Source organism: Flavihumibacter stibioxidans (genome assembly GCF_014332695.1).
GTDB classification, from domain to species: domain Bacteria; phylum Bacteroidota; class Bacteroidia; order Chitinophagales; family Chitinophagaceae; genus Flavihumibacter; species Flavihumibacter stibioxidans.
Map to the genome: position 1 here is coordinate 89,746 of NZ_MBUA01000023.1, position 23,110 is coordinate 112,855.

Sequence of the window (23,110 nt, forward strand, 5' to 3'; positions counted from 1 at the left end):
GATATTACTATGATTTGTATTCGGTCCTGGGCGCATCGCTCCACATTTCTTCCAGGCGGTAGAACTTCCGGGTTTCGGGCTGCATAACATGAACCACTACGTTTACATAATCGATCAGGATCCACTGTGCTGCCTGCTGGCCTTCGTGACGATACGGATTTTCACCCAGTTCCTCTTTCACTTCCATTTCCACGGCATCGGCAATAGCCCTTACCTGGGTGGTGGAAGTCGCCTGGCAGATCACAAAAAAATCTGCAACTGCTTCATGAATTTTACGGAGATCCAGCGAAACGATGTCTTCGCCCTTCTTGTCCTGGATTGCCTTGATGATGGATTTGAGAATCCTGGAGTTTTTCGTAAGGCGTGTCACACTACTACGTTGACGCGAAGCTAAAGCTGACAATGGTTCCAATAATCTAAACTTTTAGTGATCAAAAATCTGAAAATACTACATTCGTGCCGTTCAAAAATACTAATCTTTTACTCAAACCGATGCCCGTTCAACATATAGGTCACCAGCTTATTGTACTAGATTCAGTAGACAGCTCCAACAACTATGCCATGGCACTGACCCAACAGCGGCTTGCAGGCCATGGCGATACCTTTTTTGCGCTCGAACAGAAAGCAGGGAAAGGGCAGATGGGCCGCCGCTGGATTTCCCGCCCCAATGAAAATATCATCATCAGTATAGTGCTGGAAACCACTGCATTGGCCCCTGATATGGTTTTTTACCTCAGTATGGCAATGGCCCTGGGCACCTACGACTGGTTTGCTGAAATGGCCGGGGAGGAAAGCTCCCTGAAGTGGCCGAACGATATTTACTGGCGTGACAGAAAGGCAGGGGGCATCCTGATCGAAAACAACTGGGCGGGTCCGCACTGGCAATTTGCCATTGTTGGAATCGGAATCAATGTCAACCAGGTAGATTTCGAAGAAGGGACCAAAAAGCCGGTTTCGCTGCGCCAGATCACCGGAAAAAGCTTCGACCTTCTGGTGGAAGTCAGAAAATTATGCGGAAAACTGGAATATCGCTGGAACCAGCTGGTAGCAGGAAAAAAGAAGGAACTACTGGAATCCTACAACCAGGTACTTTTTTCAAGGGGGATGCCGGTCAGGCTGAGAAAGGATAATGTGGTTTTTGAAACAACCATCAGGGGTGTAAATGAAAATGGCGAACTGCTGACCTCGGATACCCTTGACCGTAGTTTCAGGGTGGGCGAAGTGGAGTGGGTCTGAACCGGTTTCAGGCCATGCGGCCGGATTGGTTTTTATCCGGGATAAAAACATAGTGGTCCAGCCCGTCTTTAGTTTCCGCAGCCCTGGCCTCGATTTCAAAACGGTTCATCCGGTAGCCGTTTTTTACCGACTCCAGGATATACAACCATAGAAAGGTAAAAAAACCAAGTTCCCTGAATTGTTTTATATGGGCCAGCTCATGCCGCAACCACCTGCGGTTTTGCAGAAATTCATCAAAACTGGTATTATGCAGGTGGATGGTAGTACCCAGCACCATGGCCAGCTTTTCCGCCCCCATTTTTTTTGCAGCCAGCATGGCCCAGAACGACTTCTCCCTTATTCGGTATTTCACATTTCTAATATACTTCCTAAAATGCAATGGAACGATCATCCTGCCGCCAGGGCAGCGATGATCTCTTCCGCATGCTGCTTGCTTTTTGGCTTTAGGATTATCTTCATGATTTTTCCTTTCTCATCAACAATAAATGTCGTGCGATGCAATCCCATGTATTTTCTTCCGTACAGTTGTTTCTCGCCCCAGACTCCGTACTTGTCAATGATTTTGCGGTCGGTATCGGCGAGTAGCGGAAATGGGAGCTGGTGACGGGTTTCAAATTTTTTATGGCTTTCGGTCGAATCGGGACTGATACCAATTACCTCCAATCCATGCTTCATTAGCAGGGCAAAGTTATCGCGCAGGTTGCAGGCCTGCACCGTACAGGTGGGTGTCATGTCCTGGGGATAGAAAAAGATCACCAGTTTTTTCCCTTTGTAATCCGCCAGACTGATTTTTTTTCCATTCTGGTCTTTGGCACTGAAAGATGGCGCTTTATCGCCTTCAATAAGAGAAGTCATATTTTTTTTATTTGTTGTTCCACCCGAAAACATACCCCATTCACCCATTCACCCATTCACCTTTTCACCCTTCCTTCCCCCGTCACCTCGTGAACCGAAAAATCTGCTCCACGCTGTTCCCCGCTTCATCCTGGGCGACCACCTTCAGCTCATGATCTCCGGGTGGACAATGTTCATCAAACCGGTAAATAAAATTGCGCCCTTTGTCATTGGTAAAACAGATCCATTTCCCATTTAGTTCGGTACGAAGCACCTTCCATTTCCCCAGGTTATCTGTAACAGTAAAGGCTATGCGGGAAGCGGCGGTCAGCCTGGCGCCGCTGGCGAAACCAATGGGTACCACCTGTGGCGGTTCCTGGTCGACCAGCAACCGGAAAGTTCCGAAATCGCGAAATCCGGCCATGGCCCAATCGTGCTGCCAGTTGACTTTCTGCACTTCTTTTTTTGTTCCGGTAATACGTTGCATCACAATCCGGTCGCGCTCTTCAGGACTCAGCGTTGCTGTAGGCCGGATTCTTACCATCATCGCATCCTGCAAGGGAATGGACACAGAACCAATCACATGCTGAGCGGATACCACACCTGTTATTGATACAGCCTGTTTCCTGTAAGCGATGCTGACTGAATCATACAGTGTTCTTTCCCCAATGATGAACTCGCAATCATCCGATTCAAAAACATCCACCATCATCGGGTAAAATCTTTGTCCGGCCGGCATTTGCGGGATTGCCGGTGTGCCGTTGTATTGAACGGGTACAGTTGCCCTGGACTCATTACCGTAAGCGTCTTTCACCACAATGCTGATTTCATGAACTGCTCCATCGCTAAGGTCAATAACCCCGTCTCCACTGAATTGCTGGTAAATGGAATTGAGATAACCGGGCAATTCGCTCATATGCTGCAGGTAGGGGCCCCCTGAGGCCCTGGTCTTATAATCAATGTGGGCATTCAGGTAACGGGTGGCATCATAACTGATGGCATCCATTCTGAAACCTATTACGGCTTTATCATTGTCATACAGCACCGCTTCAAAAACACCATTCAGGTTGGATGAACCGGTGTGCGTATCCCAGGCAGTCATGGCCAGACTTATGTCAGGGGATGACAACTTCTGTAAAGGAGCAACGTAAGAGCCCGGTCCACGGGCGGCTACTGATACCAGCCGGGGGGATTGTTCATACACACTTTTTGTTCTATCGTAAATGGCTAAGCGAAGAATGGAAGGCCTGGTATTGTCCGGCAGGGGAAAACCAAACAGCATCGGGTTCAGGTTTGCTTCATCTGAGGTGCGGCGGATTTCAAAATGCAGGTGCGGCGCCTGGGAACCGCCGGTATTGCCACTTTTAGCCAGATAGCTGCCTTTTTTAACCGGAAACAGGTTGGCTGGAATAGTATCATTCAGACTCCAGGACTCTTTCTCGTATTGTCTGTTTTTTACCCAGCTTTCAAGCTCCGGGAAAAAATCGTTCAGGTGACAATAAACAGTTGTGAAGCCATTGGGATGGTTAACATAGATGGCCCGGCCAAATCCACCCGGCTCCACTTTGATCCTGGAGATATATCCATCTGCTGCTGCATACACCGGAAGATTTTCCCTGCGCTGGGTTTTGAGGTCAAGCCCCATGTGAAAATGATTTGGCCTAAGCTCACCGAAATTGCCACTCAGGTCTATCGGAATGCCAAGAGGGTTTCGGAAATAATCTTTCGGATAATCGGGCAGGGAATGGTATTGGGCTTGAGCAGAAACAGACAGCAATAGTATAACAACCAGGAGCCTCGTCATTACCGGTACATTTCGTTAGGAAAAGGACAAATATACAGCAGGCAGGCAAGACAGCCATGCACCTAAAGATGGCCAGGATCACCGAATCTCCGGCATTGTTACCTGTACCGGAAAACGCTTTTTATAGTGGGTCAAAATGTTTTTCTGCAAAGCCTTAAATCTTTAGTTGTTCAAACAACTTGTTAAATAAAAATAAATCTCTCATTTGGGTATGTCTTTTGTAAACATGGAACAGCGTTTGTTGTTATAACGTTGTCTATGTTTTAGATGGGCGATTGAAGTAGCAGCAAGATTATTTAACTGAGAAAACAGCGAGGTATGAAAAGATTTCAACAAAAAGCCGTGATCATGGTGGTAATGGTGGTTGGTTCCCTGATTGGCACATTCAAGGGACAGGAAGCCAAACAGAAGTGGATGTTTAAAATCCTGAGCAAACAGGATGAAAAACAGTCGCGTTCGGTCCGTAAGGCTGAATTGCGCAAGGGGAAGGTACTGCTCGATGACATCGAAATGGCTGCATACCATAATAGCTAAGGGTAAAAAGTCATCAACATACAGGCCTTCACTTTCGTGAAGGCCTTTTTTTGTCCCCTCCGCTGAACACTGTTCACCCATCAGGCACTGTTCACCCGTCGGGTGGCACCCGACGGGTGAAAATCCTGCCGGTCACCGGCTACCGGTAAAAATTATCTCGGAAATTCCTTCCCGGGCCGTACTTTTGCGCAATTTATTTTTCCGCAAACATGCCAAAAGATACCTCCATCAAGTCAGTCCTGATCATCGGTTCAGGCCCCATTATTATCGGACAAGCCTGTGAATTTGACTATTCAGGCACCCAGGCCGCCCGCAGTCTGCGGGAGGAAGGGATCAAGGTCATCCTGATCAACAGCAATCCGGCCACTATTATGACCGACCCCATGATGGCCGACCGGGTGTACCTGTTGCCACTGACGGTGGAAAGTATAGAACAGATCCTGGAAGAAAACCAGATAGATGCCGTGTTGCCGACAATGGGTGGACAAACAGCGCTGAACCTGGCCAAGGAAGCCGAGGACCTGGGCGTATGGGAGAAGTATGGAGTTCGCCTGATCGGCGTAGACATCAAAGCCATCGACAAGGCCGAAGACCGCGAAAAATTCCGCCAGTGGATGATCGCCCTGGGCGTTCCGGTGGCTACTGCCAAAACCGCCAACAGCTTCCTGGAAGGAAAGGAATTCGCACAGCAGATTGGTTTCCCCCTGGTAATTCGCCCTTCTTTCACCCTGGGTGGAACCGGTGGCGGATTTGTGCACGATAAAGAAGATCTGGATGAGGCGCTGAACCGCGGCCTGCAGGCCTCTCCCATTCATGAAGTACTGGTTGAGCAGGCTGTTTTGGGCTGGAAGGAATTTGAGCTGGAACTCCTGCGTGATGCCAATGATAATGTGGTGATCATTTGTACTGTGGAGAATTTCGACCCTATGGGCGTGCATACCGGCGACTCTATCACTGTTGCCCCGGCCATGACACTCTCCGACACGGCCTTTCAGCTGATGCGTAATACGGCCATCATGATGATGCGTGATCTGGGGAACTTTGCCGGCGGTTGTAACGTGCAGTTCGCCCTCAACCCTGCTACAGAGGAGATCATCGCCATTGAGATCAACCCGCGGGTAAGCCGCTCTTCCGCGCTGGCTTCAAAAGCAACCGGCTATCCCATCGCAAAAATCGCCGCTAAACTGGCCATCGGATATTCCCTGGATGAGTTGGAAAACCAGATCACCAAAAGCACTTCTGCCTATTTTGAACCGGCCCTCGATTATGTGATTGTAAAAATTCCCCGCTGGAATTTCGACAAATTCAAGGGCGCCGATGATACCCTCGGCTTGCAGATGAAAAGCGTGGGCGAAGTGATGGGCATCGGCCGCAGTTTTACCGAAGCCGTGCAGAAAGCCTGCCAGAGCCTCGAGAACAATGCAGTTGGACTGGGTTATTACGGAAAAAGCCAGATGCATGCCGAAGAACTGATCGAATACATCAAGAAACCGAAATGGGATCGCATCTTCCGCATCAAGGACGCCCTGATGCTGGGAGTGAGTATCAATACCATCGTTAAAGCGACCAACGGGATCGACCGCTGGTTCCTCTATGAAATCCAGAAACTGGTGAACATGGAGAAAGAGATCGCCAAATACAAACTGGCCAGTATTCCCATGGAATTGATCCGCGAAGCAAAAATGCACGGATTCAGCGATGAACAGATCTGCCGCATCATGCAGGACGGACATGAGGATGAATTATATGCAAAACGCACTGCAGCAGGAATCCGTCGGGTGTATAAAATGGTAGATACCTGCAGCGCCGAGTTCGAGGCCAAAACGCCATATTTCTACAGCAGTTTCGAGGAAGGTGGGGAAAATGAGAGCAAGCGCAGCGACAGGAAAAAAGTGATCGTACTGGGTTCTGGTCCCAACAGGATCGGCCAGGGAATTGAATTTGATTACTGTTGTGTGCATGGACTGCTGGCTATCAAGGAATCAGGATATGAGGCCATTATGGTGAACTGTAATCCCGAGACCGTTTCCACCGATTTTGATATCGCCGACAAATTATATTTCGAACCCGTGTTCTGGGAGCATCTCTGGGAGATCATCGAACATGAGCAACCCGAAGGTGTGATTGTTCAATTGGGTGGACAAACCGCGCTGAAACTGGCAGAACGCCTGCACGAAAAGGGCATTAAGATCATCGGTACATCCTTTGATAACATGGACATTGCCGAAGACCGTGGCCGTTTTAGTGATATGCTGAAGGAACTGGGCATCCCTTACCCCGATTACGGCACGGCCTTCGACGTGGATGAAGCAGTGCAAGTGGCTAACCGCGTGGGTTACCCCGTGCTGGTGCGCCCATCCTATGTGCTGGGAGGACAAAGGATGCGGATCGTGATCAACGACGAAGAAGTGGAAAAGGCAGTCGTAAGCCTGCTGAAACATATCCCCGGAAATAAGATCCTGATTGACCATTTCCTAGACCGTTGCCAGGAGGCAGAAGTGGATGCCATTTTCGATGGCGAAAACTTCCACGTGATGGGTGTGATGGAACATATCGAACCGGCCGGTATCCATTCCGGAGATTCCAATGCTGTTTTGCCGGCCTTCAACCTGACGCCGCTGGTGATTACCACCATGGAATACTATTCTGAAAAAATAGCCCGGGCCCTGGATATCCGTGGACTGATCAATATCCAGTTCGCCATCAAGGATGGTAAAGTGTTTGTGATCGAAGCCAACCCCCGTGCCTCCCGTACCACTCCATTCATCGCCAAAGCATACCAGATTCCCTACCTGAATATCGCCACCAAAGTGATGCTCGGAGTCAACAAACTGACAGATTTCAAATTTGAAAAGAAATTAAAAGGCTTTGCAATCAAGGAACCCGTATTCAGTTTCAACAAATTTCCAGGTGTGAACAAGGAATTAGGTCCCGAAATGAAAAGCACCGGTGAAGCAATCCGCTTCATAAAAGACCTCCGTGACCCTTATTTCCGCCAGTTGTACAAGGATCGTTCCATGTACCTGAGCAAGTAAGCTAACACCTTACCCCTCCCGGGTCATTTTCCTTTTTACCCGTCGGGTGGCACCCGACGGGTAAAACAATCACTTTAGATTTTATCATATTCATAATTCCCTGGTAGATAACCAGGGAATTTCTTTTCTCCCCCCACCCGTCGGGTGGCACCCGACGGGTGGGGGGAGAATGACCATTTGGCAGAAAGACTTCATTTTGCATTTTTTGGAATAATGTTTGAACTTTGTATGTACAATTATTGTTTTACAAATACACAAGAATAATATGAACTACTTACAAGATTTTAATTGGCGTTATGCCACAAAACGCTACAATGGTCAGTCTGTTCCAGCGGAAAAAATGAAGAATATCCTGGAAGCGATCAGACTGGCACCCACTTCCCTGGGATTGCAACCATTTGATGTGCTGGTTATTGAAGACCCTGAACTCAGAAATAAGCTGGCTCCGGCGATCTATAACCAACCTCAGGTAACAGAAAGTGCAGCCATCCTGGTATTTGCTGCCTGGAAAAACCTGACTGCAGAACAGGTTGACAGATATATGAACAACATCGCAGCTACCCGGAATATTCCGGTTGCCACCCTTAATGATTTCAGGAAAATGATCCTGGGCAGCATCAGTGGAAAATCCCCGGAAGAAATTTACCAGTGGAATGCTCGGCAGGCATATATTGGCCTTGGCTTTGCCACCGCGGCTGCAGCCATTGAAAAGGTTGACACCACCCCAATGGAAGGTTTTAATCCGGCGGCTGTTAATGAGATACTGGAACTTGAACACAAAGGTCAAACAGCTGTTGCCATTCTCGCTATTGGCTATCGCGATGAAGAAAAAGACATGCTGGCAAATGCACCCAAAGTACGTCGCCCGGCAGATAGTTTTTTCACGGTTTTTGAAAGCGAAACAGTAACCGGTTAATTCTTCCCGCGTCTGACGCGCGTCTGACATACGTCAGACGCGCGTCAGACGCGGGAACCGTTTTAACACTCTTGACTGGGGCTAAACCCTGCATTAACTTGTTCGCAAAACTGGTAAATGCAGCGTGCACCCCTCTGGAAAAGAGCCCCTTTCCTACGATTGGTATTACCCCTGATGGCAGGAATCAGCCAGGGGCAAAACCAGTTATTCCCAATCCAACCAGGGTTGGCCGGGATCATTTCAACATCCCTGTTAATCCTGTCTTCTGCCATTCTCCTGATCATCCAGTCTTCGATTGTCCCTCTACGTTATAGACCGGCACCACTCAGCGGACTGTTAATAAACTGCCTCCTGTTTTCCACCGGTATCCTGCTGTTTAATCACCACAAAATAACCCACCACCACAACTGGATCGGATACCATCTAAACCATACCATAGCCATTGCCGTTAGTCCCGATGCACTTCCATCCCCCGGAAAAAAATCCCTTCGCTACCAGCTTACAATCCATTCAACCATTGACCAAAATGGCAAGACTAATCCCGCCAAAGGGAAAATCATTGCCTACATTCCTTCCGGAAATCAGGACCTGCTTCAACCCGGCAGCATCTACCTGATCCCCGCCAGCAACCTGAAAACCATCACCTCCCCCGGCAATCCGGGAAGCTTCGATTATGCCCGGTTTTGTCAAAGAAAGAATATATACCACCAGACTTATCTCAAACCGGAAGACATCATGCTGCTGAAAACCCCAACCGGATTTTCACTCAACAGATTCCTGGCAACAGGACAATCCTCAGCCCTTGCGGCCATGCGGAATTCCGCACCCGAACCCGCCCGGGCACTGGCCATGGCCCTCCTGATTGGTTACCGCGATGAAGTGGACAAAGACCTTCTCCAGGCCTATACCAATACCGGTGTGGTTCATGTAATTGCGGTTTCAGGAATGCACCTGGGACTGATCTTCCTTCTGCTCCAGCACCTGCTGGTGTTTCCGGAAAACAGATTTCCCATCACCAGGTGGTTCAAAGCCGCCATCGTTCTGCTCATCACCTGGTGGTTCAGCGGGATTGCCGGCGCAGCGGCTTCCATCATCCGTGCCGCCTTTATGTTCAGCCTGCTGCTGGTAGCGAAAATCCTCCGCAAACCAATGGACCCGATCCAGGCCCTATCCCTTGGCGCATTTGCCCTGCTCTGCTATAATCCCTTCTGGCTCTGGGATGCAGGCTTCCAGCTTTCCTTTGCTGCCTTGCTGAGTATTGTAGTCTTCCAGCCGCTGATCACGCCCTGGCTACAGCCAAAGAACAAAATCGCATATGCGATATGGCAATTGATGGCTGTCACCCTGGCTGCCCAGGTCCTGACCCTGCCGATCAGTATCGGCCAATTTCACCAGGCCCCGGTTTATTTCCTGTTTGCCAACCTGCTGGCCGTGCCCCTATCCAGCCTCGCCCTGATTACCGCCATTTTACAATGGATCATGAGTGCCTGCCTTATTCCGACCAACCTGGCCGGACAGCTGACCGTCGCCCTGATCAACTGGATGAATGCCTTCATCAGACGCATCGACCGCCTTCCCGGCGCAGTGCTTGACCAGCTGGAATGGAGTACAACACAGACATGGCTGGCATATGGAATCATAACCTGCGTAACGGTCTGGCTGGCTACTAAAAACAGACGGCCATTCCTGTTAACCCTGGTGTCCCTGATATTTTTTGCGGGAAGCCGTTTTGCGGACCATGCCACCAAAAGCAGGCAGCAGATCCTGGCCGTTTACCATCTCCCAGGAAAATCGGCAGTTGAAATCATCTGGGGGAAGGATTGCACCCGAATGCTGACAGCCTTTTCAACTACGAAACACCCGGTTCTGCAAGCTTCAGCAAGGTATTTCAGGGTAACAAATATCCGCTACCTTGCCACACCACTGCTTCGGATCCATCAACATACCCTTGCCCTGCCCCAAAACCAACAGGAAGCAGCCGGCCTGTTGAAAACCAACCCTTCCTTCCTCCTGTTAACCCGCCAAACCAGGAACATCAAGGGATTCGCAAACCACATTCCTGCAAAATGTGTGGTCATTATAGACGGCAGCGTGTATGAAAACAAAGCACAGCAATGGGAAGAAGAACTGAAAATTGCAGGGATCCAATGCCATAATACCTGGACTTCCGGGGCCTTTCTGGGCAGCCTGAAATCCAATCGCGACTGGCCGGATGCACTGAAATTCCATCCGAAACCGTAGCTTTGCGCCTTCATTGGCCGGAATTCCGGTATTTCTGCATACTTGCCAGCAACACAAAACAAGTCAACCCCAACGTATGACCAAGAAGATCCAATCAGCATTGATCTCCGTATTTTACAAAGACGGACTGGAACCCCTCGTTAAATTACTGCACGAACAAGGTGTGACCATTTATTCCACCGGCGGCACCCAGCAGTTTATTGAAAAACTGGGCCTGCCCTGTGTTCCTGTTGAAAGTGTTACTTCCTACCCATCCATTCTGGGTGGCAGGGTTAAAACACTTCATCCAAAAGTGTTTGGTGGCATCCTGGGTCGCCGTAACAATGACCAGGACCTGCAGGAAATGAAGGACTACGAAATACCTGAACTCGACCTTGTAATTGTGGATCTCTATCCCTTCGAGGAGACAGTGGCCAATACGACGGATGAGCAGTCGATTATTGAAAAGATTGATATCGGCGGGCCATCCATGATCCGTGGCGCTGCCAAGAATCACCGCGACGTAGTGGTGATCGCCTCCAAACAGGATTACAGTTTCCTGGAACAGATCCTGCGCGACCAGAATGGTACCACCACCATGGAGCAGCGCCGTCATTTCGCCGCAAAGGCGTTCGAAGTTTGTGCACACTATGACGTTGCCATCTCACAATATTTTACGCCTTCATTCGATAATTATTTCCTGGCTTCCGTACCTGGGCGGAAAGTGATGCGTTATGGCGAAAACCCACATCAGCAAGGCGTTTTCTATGGCGACCTGAATGAAATGTTCAACCAGCTGAACGGAAAGGAACTCTCCTACAACAACCTGGTGGACGTAGATGCCGCAGTTCAGCTGATCAAAGAATTCGACACTAACGGGAACGAACAAACTGAGTTTACATTTGCCATCATCAAGCACACCAATGTTTGCGGAATCGCAGCACGGAATTCTGTGAAATCTGCCTGGGATGCAGCACTTGCCGGTGATCCCGAAAGTGCCTTCGGCGGAGTGCTTGTTTGTAACGGAACTGTTGACAGTGCAACGGCAAATGCCATCAACGAAATCTTCTTTGAAGTCCTGATTGCGCCTTCCTATGAGCAGGCAGCCCTGGATATTTTACGAACCAGGAAAAACCGCATCCTGCTGCAGCAGAAAAAGCAGCTGGACACAACACACCAGTTCAAATCACTGCTCAATGGCGTATTGATGCAACAAAACGACACCGGTAATTTTGAGAAATGGGAAGAAGTTGGCGGAAGGGAAACCAGCGCCACTGAAAGGGAAGACCTGGTTTTTGCCAACCTGGTTTGTAAACACCTCAAGAGCAATGCCATCGCACTGGTGAAAAACAAGCAGCTGGTAGGAAAAGGTTGCGGCCAGACAAGCCGGATCGATTCCCTCCGCCAGTCGATCGATAAAGCCAAACAGTTCAATTTCGACCTCAAAGGCGCGGTACTGGCCAGTGACGCATTCTTCCCGTTCAACGATTGCGTGCAGCTGGGACATGAAGCCGGCATTGAAGCTTATATCCAGCCCGGTGGCTCCATCCGCGATAAAGATTCTGTTGAATACTGCCAGTCCAACAACCTGGCACTGGTGATGACAGGAATGAGACATTTTAAGCACTAGCATACTCTTCCCGTGTCATCCCTCCCAACCTACATGAATTGCTCAGGACACTAAAACAAGCCAACCCACTCACCCTTCATAAAAAGGGCACTTATGCCAAAGCCATGCTGGCCCTGGCGGCAGTAAGCTTTTTGTGGGGCACAACCTGGGTGGCGTCTAAGGCAGGTGTCAAAGGGATGCCCGCCCTGCAATTGGCCAGTATCAGGCAATTGGCAGGCGGGTTGATCTATGTGTCCTTCTTCGCTGCAAAAGGTACCAGGTTTCCGAAAGGGAACCAATGGTGGCCGGTGATCGTACTGAGCCTGCTTAATTTCTTTCTCAGCAACGGCCTCTCCACATGGGGAGTAAAGTACATTTCGAGCGGACTGGGAGCCATCATCGGCGCCGTCTTTCCGCTCTGGCTGGTGGTCATCGCCCTCATTACCGGCAGCACCAGGCTTGCTCCTAAAGCGATTATCGGATTTATCCTCGGCTTCGCGGGTATCTGCGTCATCTTTTATGACCACCTGCATGATTTTTTCAATGCCGATTTCAGGTTTGGCATCATCATATCAGTGGCGGGATCACTCTCCTGGGCATTTGCAACCCTGTACACAAAAAAGCAGGCTACTGCCTTCAATCCTTACTTCAGTATCGGGCTACAGATGATAATTTCCGGAATCGCGATGGGTGGCGTATCCTGGCTGAGCGGGCAACATATTCCCTTTTCAGAGATACCCGTGGAATCCTGGATTTCCATCGCCTATCTCGCCATTGCCGGATCTGTACTGGCTTTCATGGCATATCTCTATGCATTGCAGCACCTGCCGACAGAACAGGTTACCATTTACGCTTACATCAATCCAATAGTAGCCATCCTGATTGGCAGCTGGCTTTTTGAAGAAAAACTGAACAGCTTTATTATAGTTGGCGGACTGGTGGCACTTGCAGGCGTGTACCTGGTCAATGAAGAATTCCGGAAAAAGAAAACAATTCCGCCACCCGAATCCGATCAGGCACCGGCATCCCAGTAGGCATCCTCTTTCATAAAGATCTCGTAGAGGTCGCGCCAGCCCTTAAGTCCGGGGTCCGTTCCCAAAAAATTATTGTGCCAGATGGTGATAAAACACCCTCTTACCTTTTTCACCGCGGCATAATATTTCATCAGTTCTGTGTAGGCCTGCTGGGGATTCAGCTTTTGTTCATAATAAGCATTGGCATCCATGAAGCAAAACGGGTATACCTGCAGGTTAGTTACCTTATTTTCGGCCAGGCTGAACCAGAAAAAAGGCGATGCAACCGATGCCCTGAAACCGTTGATGGTACCATATCCCATGGAATAATCCTTACGTATTCCGCAGCGGATCAGTCTTTCATACCCTTCCGGTAAACTGAATTTGATATAGTGCTGCCGGCTTTGTACCACCGGCACATCAGCAATCACTTCCATCCATTCCTTTTCTTCCAGCATGATCTTATCATCGGCAGATACACTGCTGCGCCAGGATGGGTGTAGCCCTACTTCAAAGGCAGATGCATAATAATTGATCAGCTGCTGGAATGCCTTCACTGAAGTGGGAATATTTTTATCGACGCCATCCTGCTGTTGTGCTACCAAAAAGAAGTATACCGGTTTCACCCGACAGTATAGATGCAGTGCATCCAGCCATTCATAGGCGTCATAGGGATCGCGGGCCTTGCCACGCAGCACACTGATCCGTTCCGCAGCGGAAGCCCACTCACCATTCAGTATTGACCGCACCAGGCCACCGGCATTCCGCTTCCAGCCCTTCGCCTTATAGGCGTACATCATATCGATATCATAGGTTGGCACAAAAGAAAAATTCTTGCGCCTGAATATGGCTGCGGGGAATCTTTCCTGCAACTTTTCCCGGAAATATTCCAGCCAGTTGTTGACCAGTGGCTGGTCCAGGAATCCTTCCCGGAATGCCAGGGAGGCGGTGTGCGAATATCGGCCGTATTCATCTTTCTGGTGTGGAAGGTATTCTTCATAACGGCTGACCAGGTAAAAGATGGCAGCAAAAATATCAAACCCAAGATCGTCTGAGCCGGTGGCAAAAAACGCCTTATGGCCACCCAGTTCGAAGCATGTTATTGGAAAATCCCGGATACCGGTTTCAAACAAAATGGGAGTTGGCGAAATACGAAAGCATCCCTCTTCAAATGACTCATTGGCATAATTGATTTTTACTCCTTCAAAATGCCGGAACACCTCCCGATCAGTGGTGATGGCAGCAGGAGAAGTCAGCAGTTCAGCGCTGATAAAGTCAATCACGTAACTGAGACGCGGGCTTTGCTTTTCCGAGTAAATTAACATGTGTGTCAGGAAGGATTATTTTTTTCACGCCAGAGCTGGTTGAATGTTTTGCCGGGAAAATGAAGATCGGCCCTGTGGGCTGTCCATCCTTTGAAAACCTTATTTACCATCCAGTCCTTCATGGCAGGTTTGCCTTTGTTCATCCATTTACGGTTCATCATGGTAAACTTCCATCCCTTCCAGGCAAGTTTTTCCGCAAAAGGGGCATATCCTTCCTCCACTGCTTCACTCCGGTTCTCCAGCAGGAGTTCGTGCAGGTTGATTTTCACAGCGCATACTTCCGTACAGTTGCCGCAAAGGGAAGATGCATGGCTCAGGTGTTTCCAGTCATCCATACCGCGCAGGTGGGGAGTGATTACACTTCCGATGGGGCCACTGTAGGTGGTACCGTAAGCATGACCGCCAATATTTTTATACACCGGGCAGGCATTGAGACAGGCTCCGCAACGGATGCAGTAAAGGCTTTCGCGGGAAGCCGGATTGGCCAGAATATTCGTGCGCCCGTTATCCAGCAGAATGACAATCATTTCTTCGGGACCATCGGTTTCCTTTGGCTGGCGTGGTCCGGAAACGATGGTATTGTAGACGGTTACCTGCTGGCCGGTGCCAAAAGTGGACAGCAAAGGCCAGAACAGGCCCAGGTCCTGCATGGATGGGATGACTTTTTCTATGCCAACCACAACAATGTGTGTTTTTGGCCAGGAGCAGCTCAGCCGCGCATTCCCTTCATTTTCCGTGAGGGCGATTCCACCGATATCGCTGACCAGGAAATTAGCCCCGGTAATGCCAACTTCAGCCTGAACATATTTCTGCCGCAGGCGTGCACGGGCTTCCAGCGTAAGCTGTTCCGGTGTAAGTTTCGGATCTGTGCCCAGTTTTTCGGCAAAGAGCCTGGCAACATCTTCCTTACTCTTATGCATAGCCGGAGTTACAATATGATAGGGCGGCTCATTATCGAGTTGCTGGATATATTCACCCAGGTCAGTTTCCACGCTTTCAATATGATGCGCTTCAAGGAATTCGTTGATCTTGATTTCCTCGGTCACCATGCTTTTACTCTTCACCAGGGTCTTACAATTCTTTTCCTTGCAAATCTTCAGGATCTCTTCCCTTGCCTGGTCGGCATCAACTGCCCATATCACTTTCCCGCCCCTCGCGGTGAAGGCCGCTTCAAAATTCTCCAGCTGCTGGTCGAGTGTTTCAATGGCCCGCCACTTGATATTCTTCGCCCTTTCACGCGCCAGGTTCAGTTCCGCAAACTGTTGCTTTCCCTGGGGTACCACCGCATTGTATTTGCCAATATTAAAATTGATCTTTCGGCGATGTTCAAGGTCCGCAGCACGAACCGTACTCCTGGCAAGAAACGTACTTTTAAGGTCAGCGCTCATAGCAGTTATTTTTTACCATGATACATTTGATAATAGGCGTCCAGGGCCTCATAATATTCTGCACCATATTTCCTGGTGATGGCTTCCTTTAAGAATTGGTAAACCGGCACTTTCAGTTTTTTTCCCAGTTTACAGGCCGGCGCACAAAGTGTTTCACGCGGCTCGTAATTAACAAGGTCATATTCCTTCCCCACTTTAATGCGAATAGGAAACAGGTGGCAGCTGATCGGCTTTTTCCAGCTGATCTTCCCATCATAATATGCCTGTTCGAAAGCGCATTTCAGAATTCCTTTTTCATCGTGGTAGCCGTAAGCACACATGCCACCATTGACTGCCGGTGTAACCCAGCCATATTCCCTGTCATACAGATACCTGCCCGTCTGCTCAATTTCCCGGATTCCCTCCTTTGTCAGGTAAGGTTTTACGATTTCATATACCTCATTGATAATATCCAGTTCCCCGGTTTCCAGGGGTGCACCAGTATCGCCGTCTTCACAACAGCCTCCCTTGCATTTCGAGAGATCACAGACAAACTGCTCTTCAATTACCTCATCACTAACCAATGTATTTTCAATAACGATCATTCCCGGATTTTTGCCAAAGGTAACTTATCAAAAAATATCGGTATCTTTTTTCAATAATCGATCAGTATGAAGAATTTCCTGTTGGCAGTACTGCTGAAAACCTTACTGCTGGCCCTTCCCAACGTTTCAGTATCCCAATCCTCCTCCCCTGGAAATGGCGTTCCGGAAAAAGCCGGATTTTCGGCTGAAGGTTTCAGCCGGCTGGACCGCATCGTTCAGCAGTATATAGACAGCCAGTGGATTGCCGGGGCTTCCATGATAATTGTAAGGGACGGGCAGATCGCATACCACAAGGCGCTGGGCTTCAGTGATATTTCAGGAAAGGAACAGCTGAAGAAGGACCATATTTTCAGGATAGCTTCCCAAACCAAAGCGATCACCAGCACTGCCATCATGATCTTGCTGGAGGAAGGGAAACTTTTACTGGATGACGCCGTGTCAAAATATATTCCCGCATTTGCAGGCGTAAAAGTGCTCGACAAATTCAATGAGAACGACACGACCTATACGACGAAACCGTTAAAAAGGAATATCACCATCCGGGATCTCCTGACCCATACTTCCGGTATTGGTTATGCGCAGATAGGCTCCAAAACATATAAAGCCATCGCAGCAAAAGCCGGCGTTTATGGCGGAATTGGAACACCCCATGAATCACTCGCCGACCAGGTGAACAGGATCGCGACCATTCCGCTCGAACACCAGCCGGGGGAAAAATTTACCTATGGACTAAATATTGACGTACTGGGATATATTGTTGAACTGGTCAGCAAGCAGTCCCTGGAGCAATTTTTCCGCCGCCGGATTTTTGAACCGCTCGGCATGCAGGATACCTGGTTCTATCTGCCCGCCGACCGCCGGAAAAGGCTGGTCAGACTGCATGGGGAAGATTCCCTCGGACGGCTTTCCGCCCTTAAAAAACCACTTGGTGTGGAAGGTAAAAACATTGATCCCGATTTCCCGAATTCCGATGGCAGGTTCTTCGCCGGCGGCGCCGGTCTTTCTTCTACCGCTTATGATTATGCGCTTTTTATGCAGATGATCCTGAATGGCGGAATACTTAACGGTAAAAGGATCCTCAGCCCCAATTCAGTTAAGCTGATGACCACCAACCAGATCGGCTCCCTGAACAATGGCAATAATAAATTCGGACTGGGCTTTGGCCTGGTTACGGAAAAAGAAGCGGCGAGGCTGGGCCTTTCAGCGGGAAGCTTTGAATGGGGCGGTGCCTTCAGCTCCTCTTATTGGATCGATCCGGAAAAAAAGATCGTGGCGCAGCTTTTCATCAACCAGTGGCCGAACAGGCATGGGGATATCCATGACAAGTTCAAGGTGCAGGTGTATTCCGCCTTAATGGACCAGTCCCGTTCAACCACAGGTGGGATGCCCATTTATGACACCAGCCCTTACTGATCCTTCCACCTTAGCGTATTCACCAGGTGTGTAAGGTCTTCCTTGAGAAAAGCGTTTACAGGTCGCAGTGAGTCTTCGTTGGGTGTGGCATCAAAATAGAGCGCGCCGCGCAGGAAATGTTTAACCGAGTCGCTTACCAGAAACTGGTTGGCGGTGGCGGTATTTCCCCCGATCCGGAAAAATATCCCGTCCAGTCCGTTGTCTGTCCTGAAAACGCTGTCTTCAATGGAACTTGCTTTGTAGGAATGTTTGAATGACAGGGTATAGGATCCGTTGAGCAATTTTTCGAACGTGTTCAGGCCGATGGAGTCAACATATTCGCCTTTTGCATTTTTAATTTTATACCGCGCCTTACCTCCGATCCTGTTATAACTGATATATATTCTGCCGCCGTATTCAGGAATGTCAATATTGATCCAGTAAGGATTTTCGGGCTGTTCTTCGAAATAGGTGCTGTCCTGGGAAATTTTACCATAAACAGGATATTCAAAGGTATAGGGAAAGCCTTCCCGCTCAAATACCTGGTACCTGTGTTCGGGCAGGCTGATCTTAAAATAGCCTCTTGGTTTGGGTGTAAACGGGCTATTGCAGGAGCCGATGGTGAATGAAGCCAGCAGCAACATAACCAGGATGGCAGGAATTGAAATCTTCATGAGGAAATTTAAGTTTTAGAGGGGGCGAATGGTCACTTTTACTTTCTGTATTCTGTTACGGTTCAGTTCGAGAACGGTAAGCTGGAAATCACCCACTTCAATCATTTCATTTTCGGCTGGAATTTTCCCGGCCACTTCCAGGATCAGTCCGGCAAGTGAGTCGCTTTCTCCTTTTACTTCGTCAAATGTATTAAGCGACAGCCCCATTGCCTTGCAAACATCATTAGTGGTGGTACGTCCTTCAAAAATATAGTTATTGTCGTCTATCTTACGGTTTGCGCTCTCTTCATCATCAAACTCATCCCTGATATCACCGATGATCTCTTCCATGATGTCTTCCAGGGTTACAATACCGCTGGTGCCGCCGAATTCATCCACCACAACGGCGAAATGGGTGCGGCGGTTGCGAAAATCCTGCAGCAGGTCTTCGATGAGTTTTTGTTCGTGCACAAAATAGGGCTGCCGGAGCAGGGTATGCCAGTTGAAGTCATCGGCTTCATTCAGGAACGGCAGTACATCCTTGGAATGAATGATCCCCATCACTTCATCAAGGCTGTTGCGGTAAACGGGCACCCTTGAATAATGCAGTGCTTCTATTTGTTTTACCAGGTCCCGGAAACTACTGTGATAATCAATGCCACTAACGTCGAGGCGTGTACGCATGATCTGTTTTACGGTGATATTTCCAAATTTTGCGATTCCGCGCATGATATTCTTTTCATCCTCCGATGCATTCACATCTTCTTCAAGTTCCTCAAACTGGTTGCTGGCATAATCGGCTCCCATATTGCGTTCTATGCTATCAGTCATTCCGACCAGCCATTTGCTGGCACGATTGAAAAGCAGGTGTACTATTTCAACCAGGTAGGATGCATCACGGGCGAAACGGAGGTTGTTCTGGGATGCATACACTTTGGGAAGAACCTCACCGAAAAGGACCAGGAAAAAAGTAACAATTACAACTTTCAGCAATAAGTCGATCAGCCAGAAATTATTCTTGATGGGCAGCAACTGATCGATCAGGAAATTGGAAAGGATGATGATGGTGATATTAACCAGGGCATTCCCGATACGCAGGGATCCCAGCAGGATCTTGGGTTCGTCCAGCAGGTTCACGATCCTTTTCCAGGAGGTGCCCTGCTTGGTTTTCAGCATATTGATATCCCGGTGGGTCAGGCTGAAAAACGCAACCATGGAGCCGGAAATAAAATAGGATATAACCAGTAATACAAGGATTACAATTACCAGGAAGGTAGTACCCTGCAGGTTTGCTGCCAGGAAAAAGGGACTCCAGAGAAATTTAATATTAGCGTCAACCGAAACGTACTCCAAAACAATTGGTTTTGTTAACAAAGGAACAAATTTGCACTATTTTCTTCATTCAGAATGGCAGGTCGGGATTTGCCTCCGGGGGCGCGTCCTCACCGGTCATTCCTTCAAGACCTTCGCCGGGCAGGTTGTTGTAGCCATGGCCTTGTATATCTGTCCTTTTATCAAGCATGATGAGATTGTCGCCCACTACTTCGGTGGCGAATTTTTTATTACCTTCCTTGTCTTCCCAGCTGCGGGTCCGGAGGCGTCCTTCAATATACACCAAGCTTCCTTTGTGGAGGTATTTCTGGGCCAGTTCCGCCAGTCCGCGCCATAAAACCACCGTATGCCATTCTGTTTGGGAAATGAGTTTACCGGCACGGTCTTTATAGGTTTCTGTGGTGGCCAGGGAAAATTTTGCCACTGCGATATTTCCCTCGAGGTACTGTACATCCGGGTCTTTACCCAGGTTTCCGATCAGCATCACCCTGTTAACTCCTCTCATATAGTTTCATTTGAGGTTATGATTCGCCTGTTGTTTGGTAGTACTCTTTAAAATTAATTTTTTTTCAGTGGATTTGAGCCAATTTTCTATTCACCCGTCGGGTGGCACCCGACGGGTGAAATGATCACCCGACTGGCAAAAAGATTACACAACAGGTGGAAACATCAGACTGTGTGGGTTTCGGGGTAGCGGGCTTTCATCACCCGTCGGGTGGCACCCGACGGGTGAATGTGACCCGACGGGTGAAATGATCACCCGACGGGTGGAAAGATCAGAGCGGGTGGGTTTCGAGGTAGCGGGTGATGTACCGCGGGAAAGCTATGGCGGAAAGTTCTTCGCGGCGGACCAACCGGTAACCCGAGTTTTCGGGAAGCGGCGTCTGCAGCTCAACTCTGATGAAACGGCCGCTGATGGTCTGGTGGGTCAGTTGCTGCTTCTGGACGACCGATATTTCCCGAACCTCTCCAACGGCAGTATCCAGCAAAATTTTCAGTTCCTTTTTAAAGCCTGCAGCATCGGCTTCAAGGATTTCGCTGCGCTCCAGCAACACCCATTCGTGAAGGTTTTGCCAGATATCAGACTCCTTCCGCTGGCGGATATAATATCCCCCCTTCCAGGAAAGGATGAAATAATAGAAAAAGCGGTTACGGCGCAGGATGGACCTGGATTTTACAGGAATCCTGTCGATACAGCCCAATTGAAAAGCCTGGCAATCCCCACGCAGGATACAGGTTTCACAAGCGGGCTGCTGGGGTTTGCAGACCACTGCGCCAAAATCCATAATAGCCTGGTTGTAAACAGCAGGATCATCCTGGTATAGCAGTGCTTTAGCCAGCTGGCTGAACAGTTTCTTCCCTTCCGGGGTATCGATCGGGGTGCAGATTCCAAAATACCTGGACAACACCCTGAAAACATTGCCATCCAGCACGGCTTGCGGCTGACCGAATGCAAATGAAGCAATGGCCGCAGCGGTATATGGCCCCACCCCTTTTAATTTCAGTATATCCTCGTAGCTGTCCGGGAAAACTCCGGATTTCTCAAAAGCAATTGTCCGGGCTGTGGCCAACAGGTTCCTGCAACGGCTGTAATAACCCAGTCCCTCCCAGGTTTTAAACACCAGTTCGTCCGGGGCCATGGCCAGGTCAGTGATCGTCGGAAACCTTTCAATAAATTTTTCATAATACGCCAGCCCCTGCTCCACGCGGGTTTGCTGCAATACCACCTCGCTCAGCCAGATTTTATAGGGGTCTTTCTCCCCCTTCCAGGGCATCTGCCGGGTATTACCGGAACGGTTCCATTCCAACAGGAGTTTGGTAAAGTCGTTTGGCATATTTGGGTAATGCGGAAAAAAATTTCAATTTAATTCAAAATCAATAAATTGCATAAGAGTTGCACGGATTGATCAATTGAATTAAATTAACAAACAAATACCTATTTGTTGGGGAATCCGGGTTAACGGGCCAGCATTCCGCCACTTGACAAATGACTCAAAACAGGTGAAATATGAGAAAGGCCGACCTCATCAACCAGATTGCAGAAAAAACCGGCATCCCAAAGGTGGATGTCCTGGTAACCCTGGAAGCAATGTTCAAGGAGGTGAAAGATGTGCTGTCACAGGGTGAGAACATTTACATCCGCGGGTTCGGAAGCTTCATTACAAAGAAACGTGCAGCCAAAATCGGCCGCAACATCAAGAAAAACGTGGCGGTGGAAATTCCGGAGCATTTTATTCCTGCTTTCAAACCTGCCAAAGAATTTGTGCAGGAGGTTAAAAAACTCAAAACAGTAAAGGAAGGGCAACCAAACCCCGATGAAGAAATGTAATTTCGCTGCCTTAACTGATTAAGGTGAAAAAACAGCAAATTATTGTTATCAGCGGGGGCATTATCCTCTTGCTGGGGATTTATTTCTTCGGACAAACGGTACCATCCAAAAAGCCCGCTGCGGCAACGCCTGCCGCAGGCACCTCACAATCATTTGATATACAGCTTGCTATCCAGGGAGCTACGGCTAAATTACCGGAGCACCAGCAAACCTATGTAAGTGGGCTGACCCAATCTGTGGTAAGGGGTGATGTCAAAGAGCAGCAAATCAAGGCATTCCGCCAGCTGGCTGCATTCTGGAGTGATTCAGCCAGAGCCTTCCTTCCTTTCGCCTATTACACTGCCGAAGCAGCCAAGTTGGAAAATTCTGAAAAAAGTCTCACCTTTGCAGCCCAATTATTATTGGATAACCTGAGAGGAATCGAACAGCCGGAGGTAAAAAGCTGGCTGGCCGGACAATCGAAGGAGTTATTTGAAAAGGCTATTGTATTAAACCCGAACAGTGATTCGCTGAAAGTTGGACTGGGCAGCACCTTTATTTTTGGTGCACCGGCAGACAACCCACAGGCGGTCATGCAGGGAATTCAGCAGGTGCTGGAAGTGAGCCGCCGTGATTCAACCAATGTCTATGCACAAAAAATGCTGGGTATCGGCGGAATCCTTTCAGGGCAATATGATAAAGCCGTAGAGCGCCTGGAAAAAGTGGCAAAGTCAGAACCCGAAGACCTGGAAGTGATGCTGATGCTGGCGGAAGGATATGAGCGGAGCGGACAGAAAGCAAAAGCCATCGAATGGTATGAACATGCTGCAGAGCATATCAGCAACCCGGCCCTTAAAGCGGAGCTGACCAAGCGGATACAGCAGTTGAAATAGTTTGAATTGTTAACATAATAAATTTTTGTAAAGA

At 48.9% G+C, this 23,110-nt stretch carries 21 protein-coding genes; 10 read left to right on the forward strand and 11 right to left on the reverse strand.

What is annotated here, in order from left to right:
• Nucleotides 1-7 precede the first annotated feature (7 nt).
• The gene (gene rsfS / locus BC349_RS11720) at nt 8-370 is read right to left on the reverse strand and encodes a ribosome silencing factor (protein WP_343063695.1); all 363 of its coding nucleotides are present in this window, start codon (nt 368-370) and stop codon (nt 8-10) included.
• A 122-nt stretch (nt 371-492) separates the two neighbouring features.
• Here rsfS and BC349_RS11725 point away from each other — a divergent pair, with 122 nt between their 5' ends.
• Nucleotides 493-1,236: a biotin--[acetyl-CoA-carboxylase] ligase gene (locus tag BC349_RS11725; protein ID WP_187256957.1), complete on the forward strand. Its 744-nt coding sequence runs from the start codon at nt 493-495 to the stop codon at nt 1,234-1,236.
• A gap of 7 nt (nt 1,237-1,243) precedes the next feature.
• Here BC349_RS11725 and BC349_RS11730 read toward each other — a convergent pair whose 3' ends face one another.
• From BC349_RS11730 to BC349_RS11740, 3 genes are all read right to left on the reverse strand, one after another.
• Nucleotides 1,244-1,588 carry a DUF4157 domain-containing protein gene (locus BC349_RS11730; protein ID WP_343063697.1) on the reverse strand — a complete coding sequence of 115 codons (345 nt, stop codon included), beginning with the start codon at nt 1,586-1,588 and terminating at the stop codon, nt 1,244-1,246.
• Between the two features lie 35 nt (nt 1,589-1,623).
• Complete coding sequence (gene bcp / locus BC349_RS11735; protein ID WP_187256959.1) at nt 1,624-2,091, reverse strand: thioredoxin-dependent thiol peroxidase; 468 nt, start codon at nt 2,089-2,091, stop codon at nt 1,624-1,626.
• A gap of 82 nt (nt 2,092-2,173) precedes the next feature.
• Complete coding sequence (locus BC349_RS11740) at nt 2,174-3,874, reverse strand: M23 family metallopeptidase (RefSeq protein WP_187256960.1); 1,701 nt, start codon at nt 3,872-3,874, stop codon at nt 2,174-2,176.
• 318 nt (nt 3,875-4,192) lie between these two features.
• Here BC349_RS11740 and BC349_RS11745 point away from each other — a divergent pair, with 318 nt between their 5' ends.
• The 6 genes from BC349_RS11745 (at nt 4,193) to BC349_RS11770 (ending at nt 13,222) form a co-directional block, all read left to right on the forward strand.
• A complete protein-coding gene (locus tag BC349_RS11745) occupies nt 4,193-4,408 on the forward strand; it encodes a hypothetical protein (RefSeq protein ID WP_187256961.1) in 216 nt (71 codons plus the stop codon).
• Nucleotides 4,409-4,617: 209 nt separating this feature from the next.
• Nucleotides 4,618-7,443: a carbamoyl-phosphate synthase large subunit gene (carB, locus tag BC349_RS11750; protein ID WP_187256962.1), complete on the forward strand. Its 2,826-nt coding sequence runs from the start codon at nt 4,618-4,620 to the stop codon at nt 7,441-7,443.
• A gap of 265 nt (nt 7,444-7,708) precedes the next feature.
• A complete protein-coding gene (locus tag BC349_RS11755) occupies nt 7,709-8,359 on the forward strand; it encodes an NAD(P)H-dependent oxidoreductase (protein ID WP_187256963.1) in 651 nt (216 codons plus the stop codon).
• 117 nt (nt 8,360-8,476) lie between these two features.
• The gene (locus BC349_RS11760) at nt 8,477-10,600 is read left to right on the forward strand and encodes a ComEC/Rec2 family competence protein (protein ID WP_187256964.1); all 2,124 of its coding nucleotides are present in this window, start codon (nt 8,477-8,479) and stop codon (nt 10,598-10,600) included.
• A gap of 76 nt (nt 10,601-10,676) precedes the next feature.
• On the forward strand, nt 10,677-12,209 hold the full coding sequence (purH, locus tag BC349_RS11765; protein WP_187256965.1) for a bifunctional phosphoribosylaminoimidazolecarboxamide formyltransferase/IMP cyclohydrolase: 1,533 nt from the start codon (nt 10,677-10,679) through the stop codon (nt 12,207-12,209).
• A gap of 38 nt (nt 12,210-12,247) precedes the next feature.
• A complete protein-coding gene (locus BC349_RS11770) occupies nt 12,248-13,222 on the forward strand; it encodes a DMT family transporter (RefSeq protein WP_222840159.1) in 975 nt (324 codons plus the stop codon).
• On the opposite strand, the gene BC349_RS11775 is transcribed toward BC349_RS11770, so the two are convergent.
• The 3 genes from BC349_RS11775 to BC349_RS11785 are packed head-to-tail and all read right to left on the reverse strand — an operon-like array spanning nt 13,201 to nt 16,498.
• The gene (locus BC349_RS11775; RefSeq protein WP_187256966.1) at nt 13,201-14,526 is read right to left on the reverse strand and encodes a DUF7033 domain-containing protein; all 1,326 of its coding nucleotides are present in this window, start codon (nt 14,524-14,526) and stop codon (nt 13,201-13,203) included. The two genes, BC349_RS11770 and BC349_RS11775, sit on opposite strands and share 22 nt — an antisense overlap.
• Nucleotides 14,527-14,531: 5 nt before the next feature.
• Nucleotides 14,532-15,914, reverse strand: a complete 1,383-nt coding sequence (locus tag BC349_RS11780; protein WP_187256967.1) for a LutB/LldF family L-lactate oxidation iron-sulfur protein — start codon at nt 15,912-15,914, stop codon at nt 14,532-14,534.
• Nucleotides 15,915-15,919: 5 nt separating this feature from the next.
• Nucleotides 15,920-16,498: a DUF3109 family protein gene (locus BC349_RS11785; protein ID WP_187256968.1), complete on the reverse strand. Its 579-nt coding sequence runs from the start codon at nt 16,496-16,498 to the stop codon at nt 15,920-15,922.
• Nucleotides 16,499-16,564: 66 nt separating this feature from the next.
• Here BC349_RS11785 and BC349_RS11790 point away from each other — a divergent pair, with 66 nt between their 5' ends.
• Nucleotides 16,565-17,911: a serine hydrolase domain-containing protein gene (locus BC349_RS11790; protein ID WP_187256969.1), complete on the forward strand. Its 1,347-nt coding sequence runs from the start codon at nt 16,565-16,567 to the stop codon at nt 17,909-17,911.
• On the opposite strand, the gene gldD is transcribed toward BC349_RS11790, so the two are convergent.
• The 4 genes from gldD to mutY form a co-directional block, all read right to left on the reverse strand.
• The gene (gene gldD / locus BC349_RS11795; protein ID WP_187256970.1) at nt 17,905-18,564 is read right to left on the reverse strand and encodes a gliding motility lipoprotein GldD; all 660 of its coding nucleotides are present in this window, start codon (nt 18,562-18,564) and stop codon (nt 17,905-17,907) included. The genes BC349_RS11790 and gldD overlap by 7 nt on opposite strands.
• A 15-nt stretch (nt 18,565-18,579) precedes the next feature.
• A complete protein-coding gene (gene gldE / locus BC349_RS11800) occupies nt 18,580-19,896 on the reverse strand; it encodes a gliding motility-associated protein GldE (RefSeq protein ID WP_187256971.1) in 1,317 nt (438 codons plus the stop codon).
• A gap of 49 nt (nt 19,897-19,945) precedes the next feature.
• Nucleotides 19,946-20,380, reverse strand: a complete 435-nt coding sequence (locus BC349_RS11805) for a single-stranded DNA-binding protein (protein WP_187256972.1) — start codon at nt 20,378-20,380, stop codon at nt 19,946-19,948.
• A 271-nt stretch (nt 20,381-20,651) separates the two neighbouring features.
• Nucleotides 20,652-21,710, reverse strand: a complete 1,059-nt coding sequence (gene mutY, locus BC349_RS11810; protein WP_187256973.1) for an A/G-specific adenine glycosylase — start codon at nt 21,708-21,710, stop codon at nt 20,652-20,654.
• 173 nt (nt 21,711-21,883) lie between these two features.
• Here mutY and BC349_RS11815 point away from each other — a divergent pair, with 173 nt between their 5' ends.
• Nucleotides 21,884-22,204 (forward strand): HU family DNA-binding protein, encoded by a 321-nt coding sequence (locus BC349_RS11815; protein WP_039136824.1) that lies wholly within the window; start codon nt 21,884-21,886, stop codon nt 22,202-22,204.
• Nucleotides 22,205-22,227: 23 nt separating this feature from the next.
• The gene (locus tag BC349_RS20170; protein ID WP_187256974.1) at nt 22,228-23,076 is read left to right on the forward strand and encodes a tetratricopeptide repeat protein; all 849 of its coding nucleotides are present in this window, start codon (nt 22,228-22,230) and stop codon (nt 23,074-23,076) included.
• Nucleotides 23,077-23,110: the final 34 nt, after the last annotated feature.

Excerpts from the sequence above, each read along its gene's own strand:
- BC349_RS11740 (WP_187256960.1), bottom strand. The coding sequence starts at position 3,874 with ATGACGAGGCTCCTGGTTGTTATACTATTGCTGTCTGTTTCTGCTCAA.
- BC349_RS11815 (WP_039136824.1), top strand. The coding sequence starts at position 21,884 with ATGAGAAAGGCCGACCTCATCAACCAGATTGCAGAAAAAACCGGCATC.
- purH (WP_187256965.1), top strand. The coding sequence starts at position 10,677 with ATGACCAAGAAGATCCAATCAGCATTGATCTCCGTATTTTACAAAGAC.
- BC349_RS11790 (WP_187256969.1), top strand. The coding sequence starts at position 16,565 with ATGAAGAATTTCCTGTTGGCAGTACTGCTGAAAACCTTACTGCTGGCC.
- BC349_RS11805 (WP_187256972.1), bottom strand. The coding sequence starts at position 20,380 with ATGAGAGGAGTTAACAGGGTGATGCTGATCGGAAACCTGGGTAAAGAC.
- mutY (WP_187256973.1), bottom strand. The coding sequence starts at position 21,710 with ATGCCAAACGACTTTACCAAACTCCTGTTGGAATGGAACCGTTCCGGT.
- BC349_RS11775 (WP_187256966.1), bottom strand. The coding sequence starts at position 14,526 with ATGTTAATTTACTCGGAAAAGCAAAGCCCGCGTCTCAGTTACGTGATT.
- BC349_RS11760 (WP_187256964.1), top strand. The coding sequence starts at position 8,477 with ATGCAGCGTGCACCCCTCTGGAAAAGAGCCCCTTTCCTACGATTGGTA.
- BC349_RS11755 (WP_187256963.1), top strand. The coding sequence starts at position 7,709 with ATGAACTACTTACAAGATTTTAATTGGCGTTATGCCACAAAACGCTAC.
- BC349_RS11745 (WP_187256961.1), top strand. The coding sequence starts at position 4,193 with ATGAAAAGATTTCAACAAAAAGCCGTGATCATGGTGGTAATGGTGGTT.
- carB (WP_187256962.1), top strand. The coding sequence starts at position 4,618 with ATGCCAAAAGATACCTCCATCAAGTCAGTCCTGATCATCGGTTCAGGC.
- BC349_RS11725 (WP_187256957.1), top strand. The coding sequence starts at position 493 with ATGCCCGTTCAACATATAGGTCACCAGCTTATTGTACTAGATTCAGTA.
- gldD (WP_187256970.1), bottom strand. The coding sequence starts at position 18,564 with ATGAAGATTTCAATTCCTGCCATCCTGGTTATGTTGCTGCTGGCTTCA.
- BC349_RS11785 (WP_187256968.1), bottom strand. The coding sequence starts at position 16,498 with ATGATCGTTATTGAAAATACATTGGTTAGTGATGAGGTAATTGAAGAG.
- bcp (WP_187256959.1), bottom strand. The coding sequence starts at position 2,091 with ATGACTTCTCTTATTGAAGGCGATAAAGCGCCATCTTTCAGTGCCAAA.
- BC349_RS11780 (WP_187256967.1), bottom strand. The coding sequence starts at position 15,914 with ATGAGCGCTGACCTTAAAAGTACGTTTCTTGCCAGGAGTACGGTTCGT.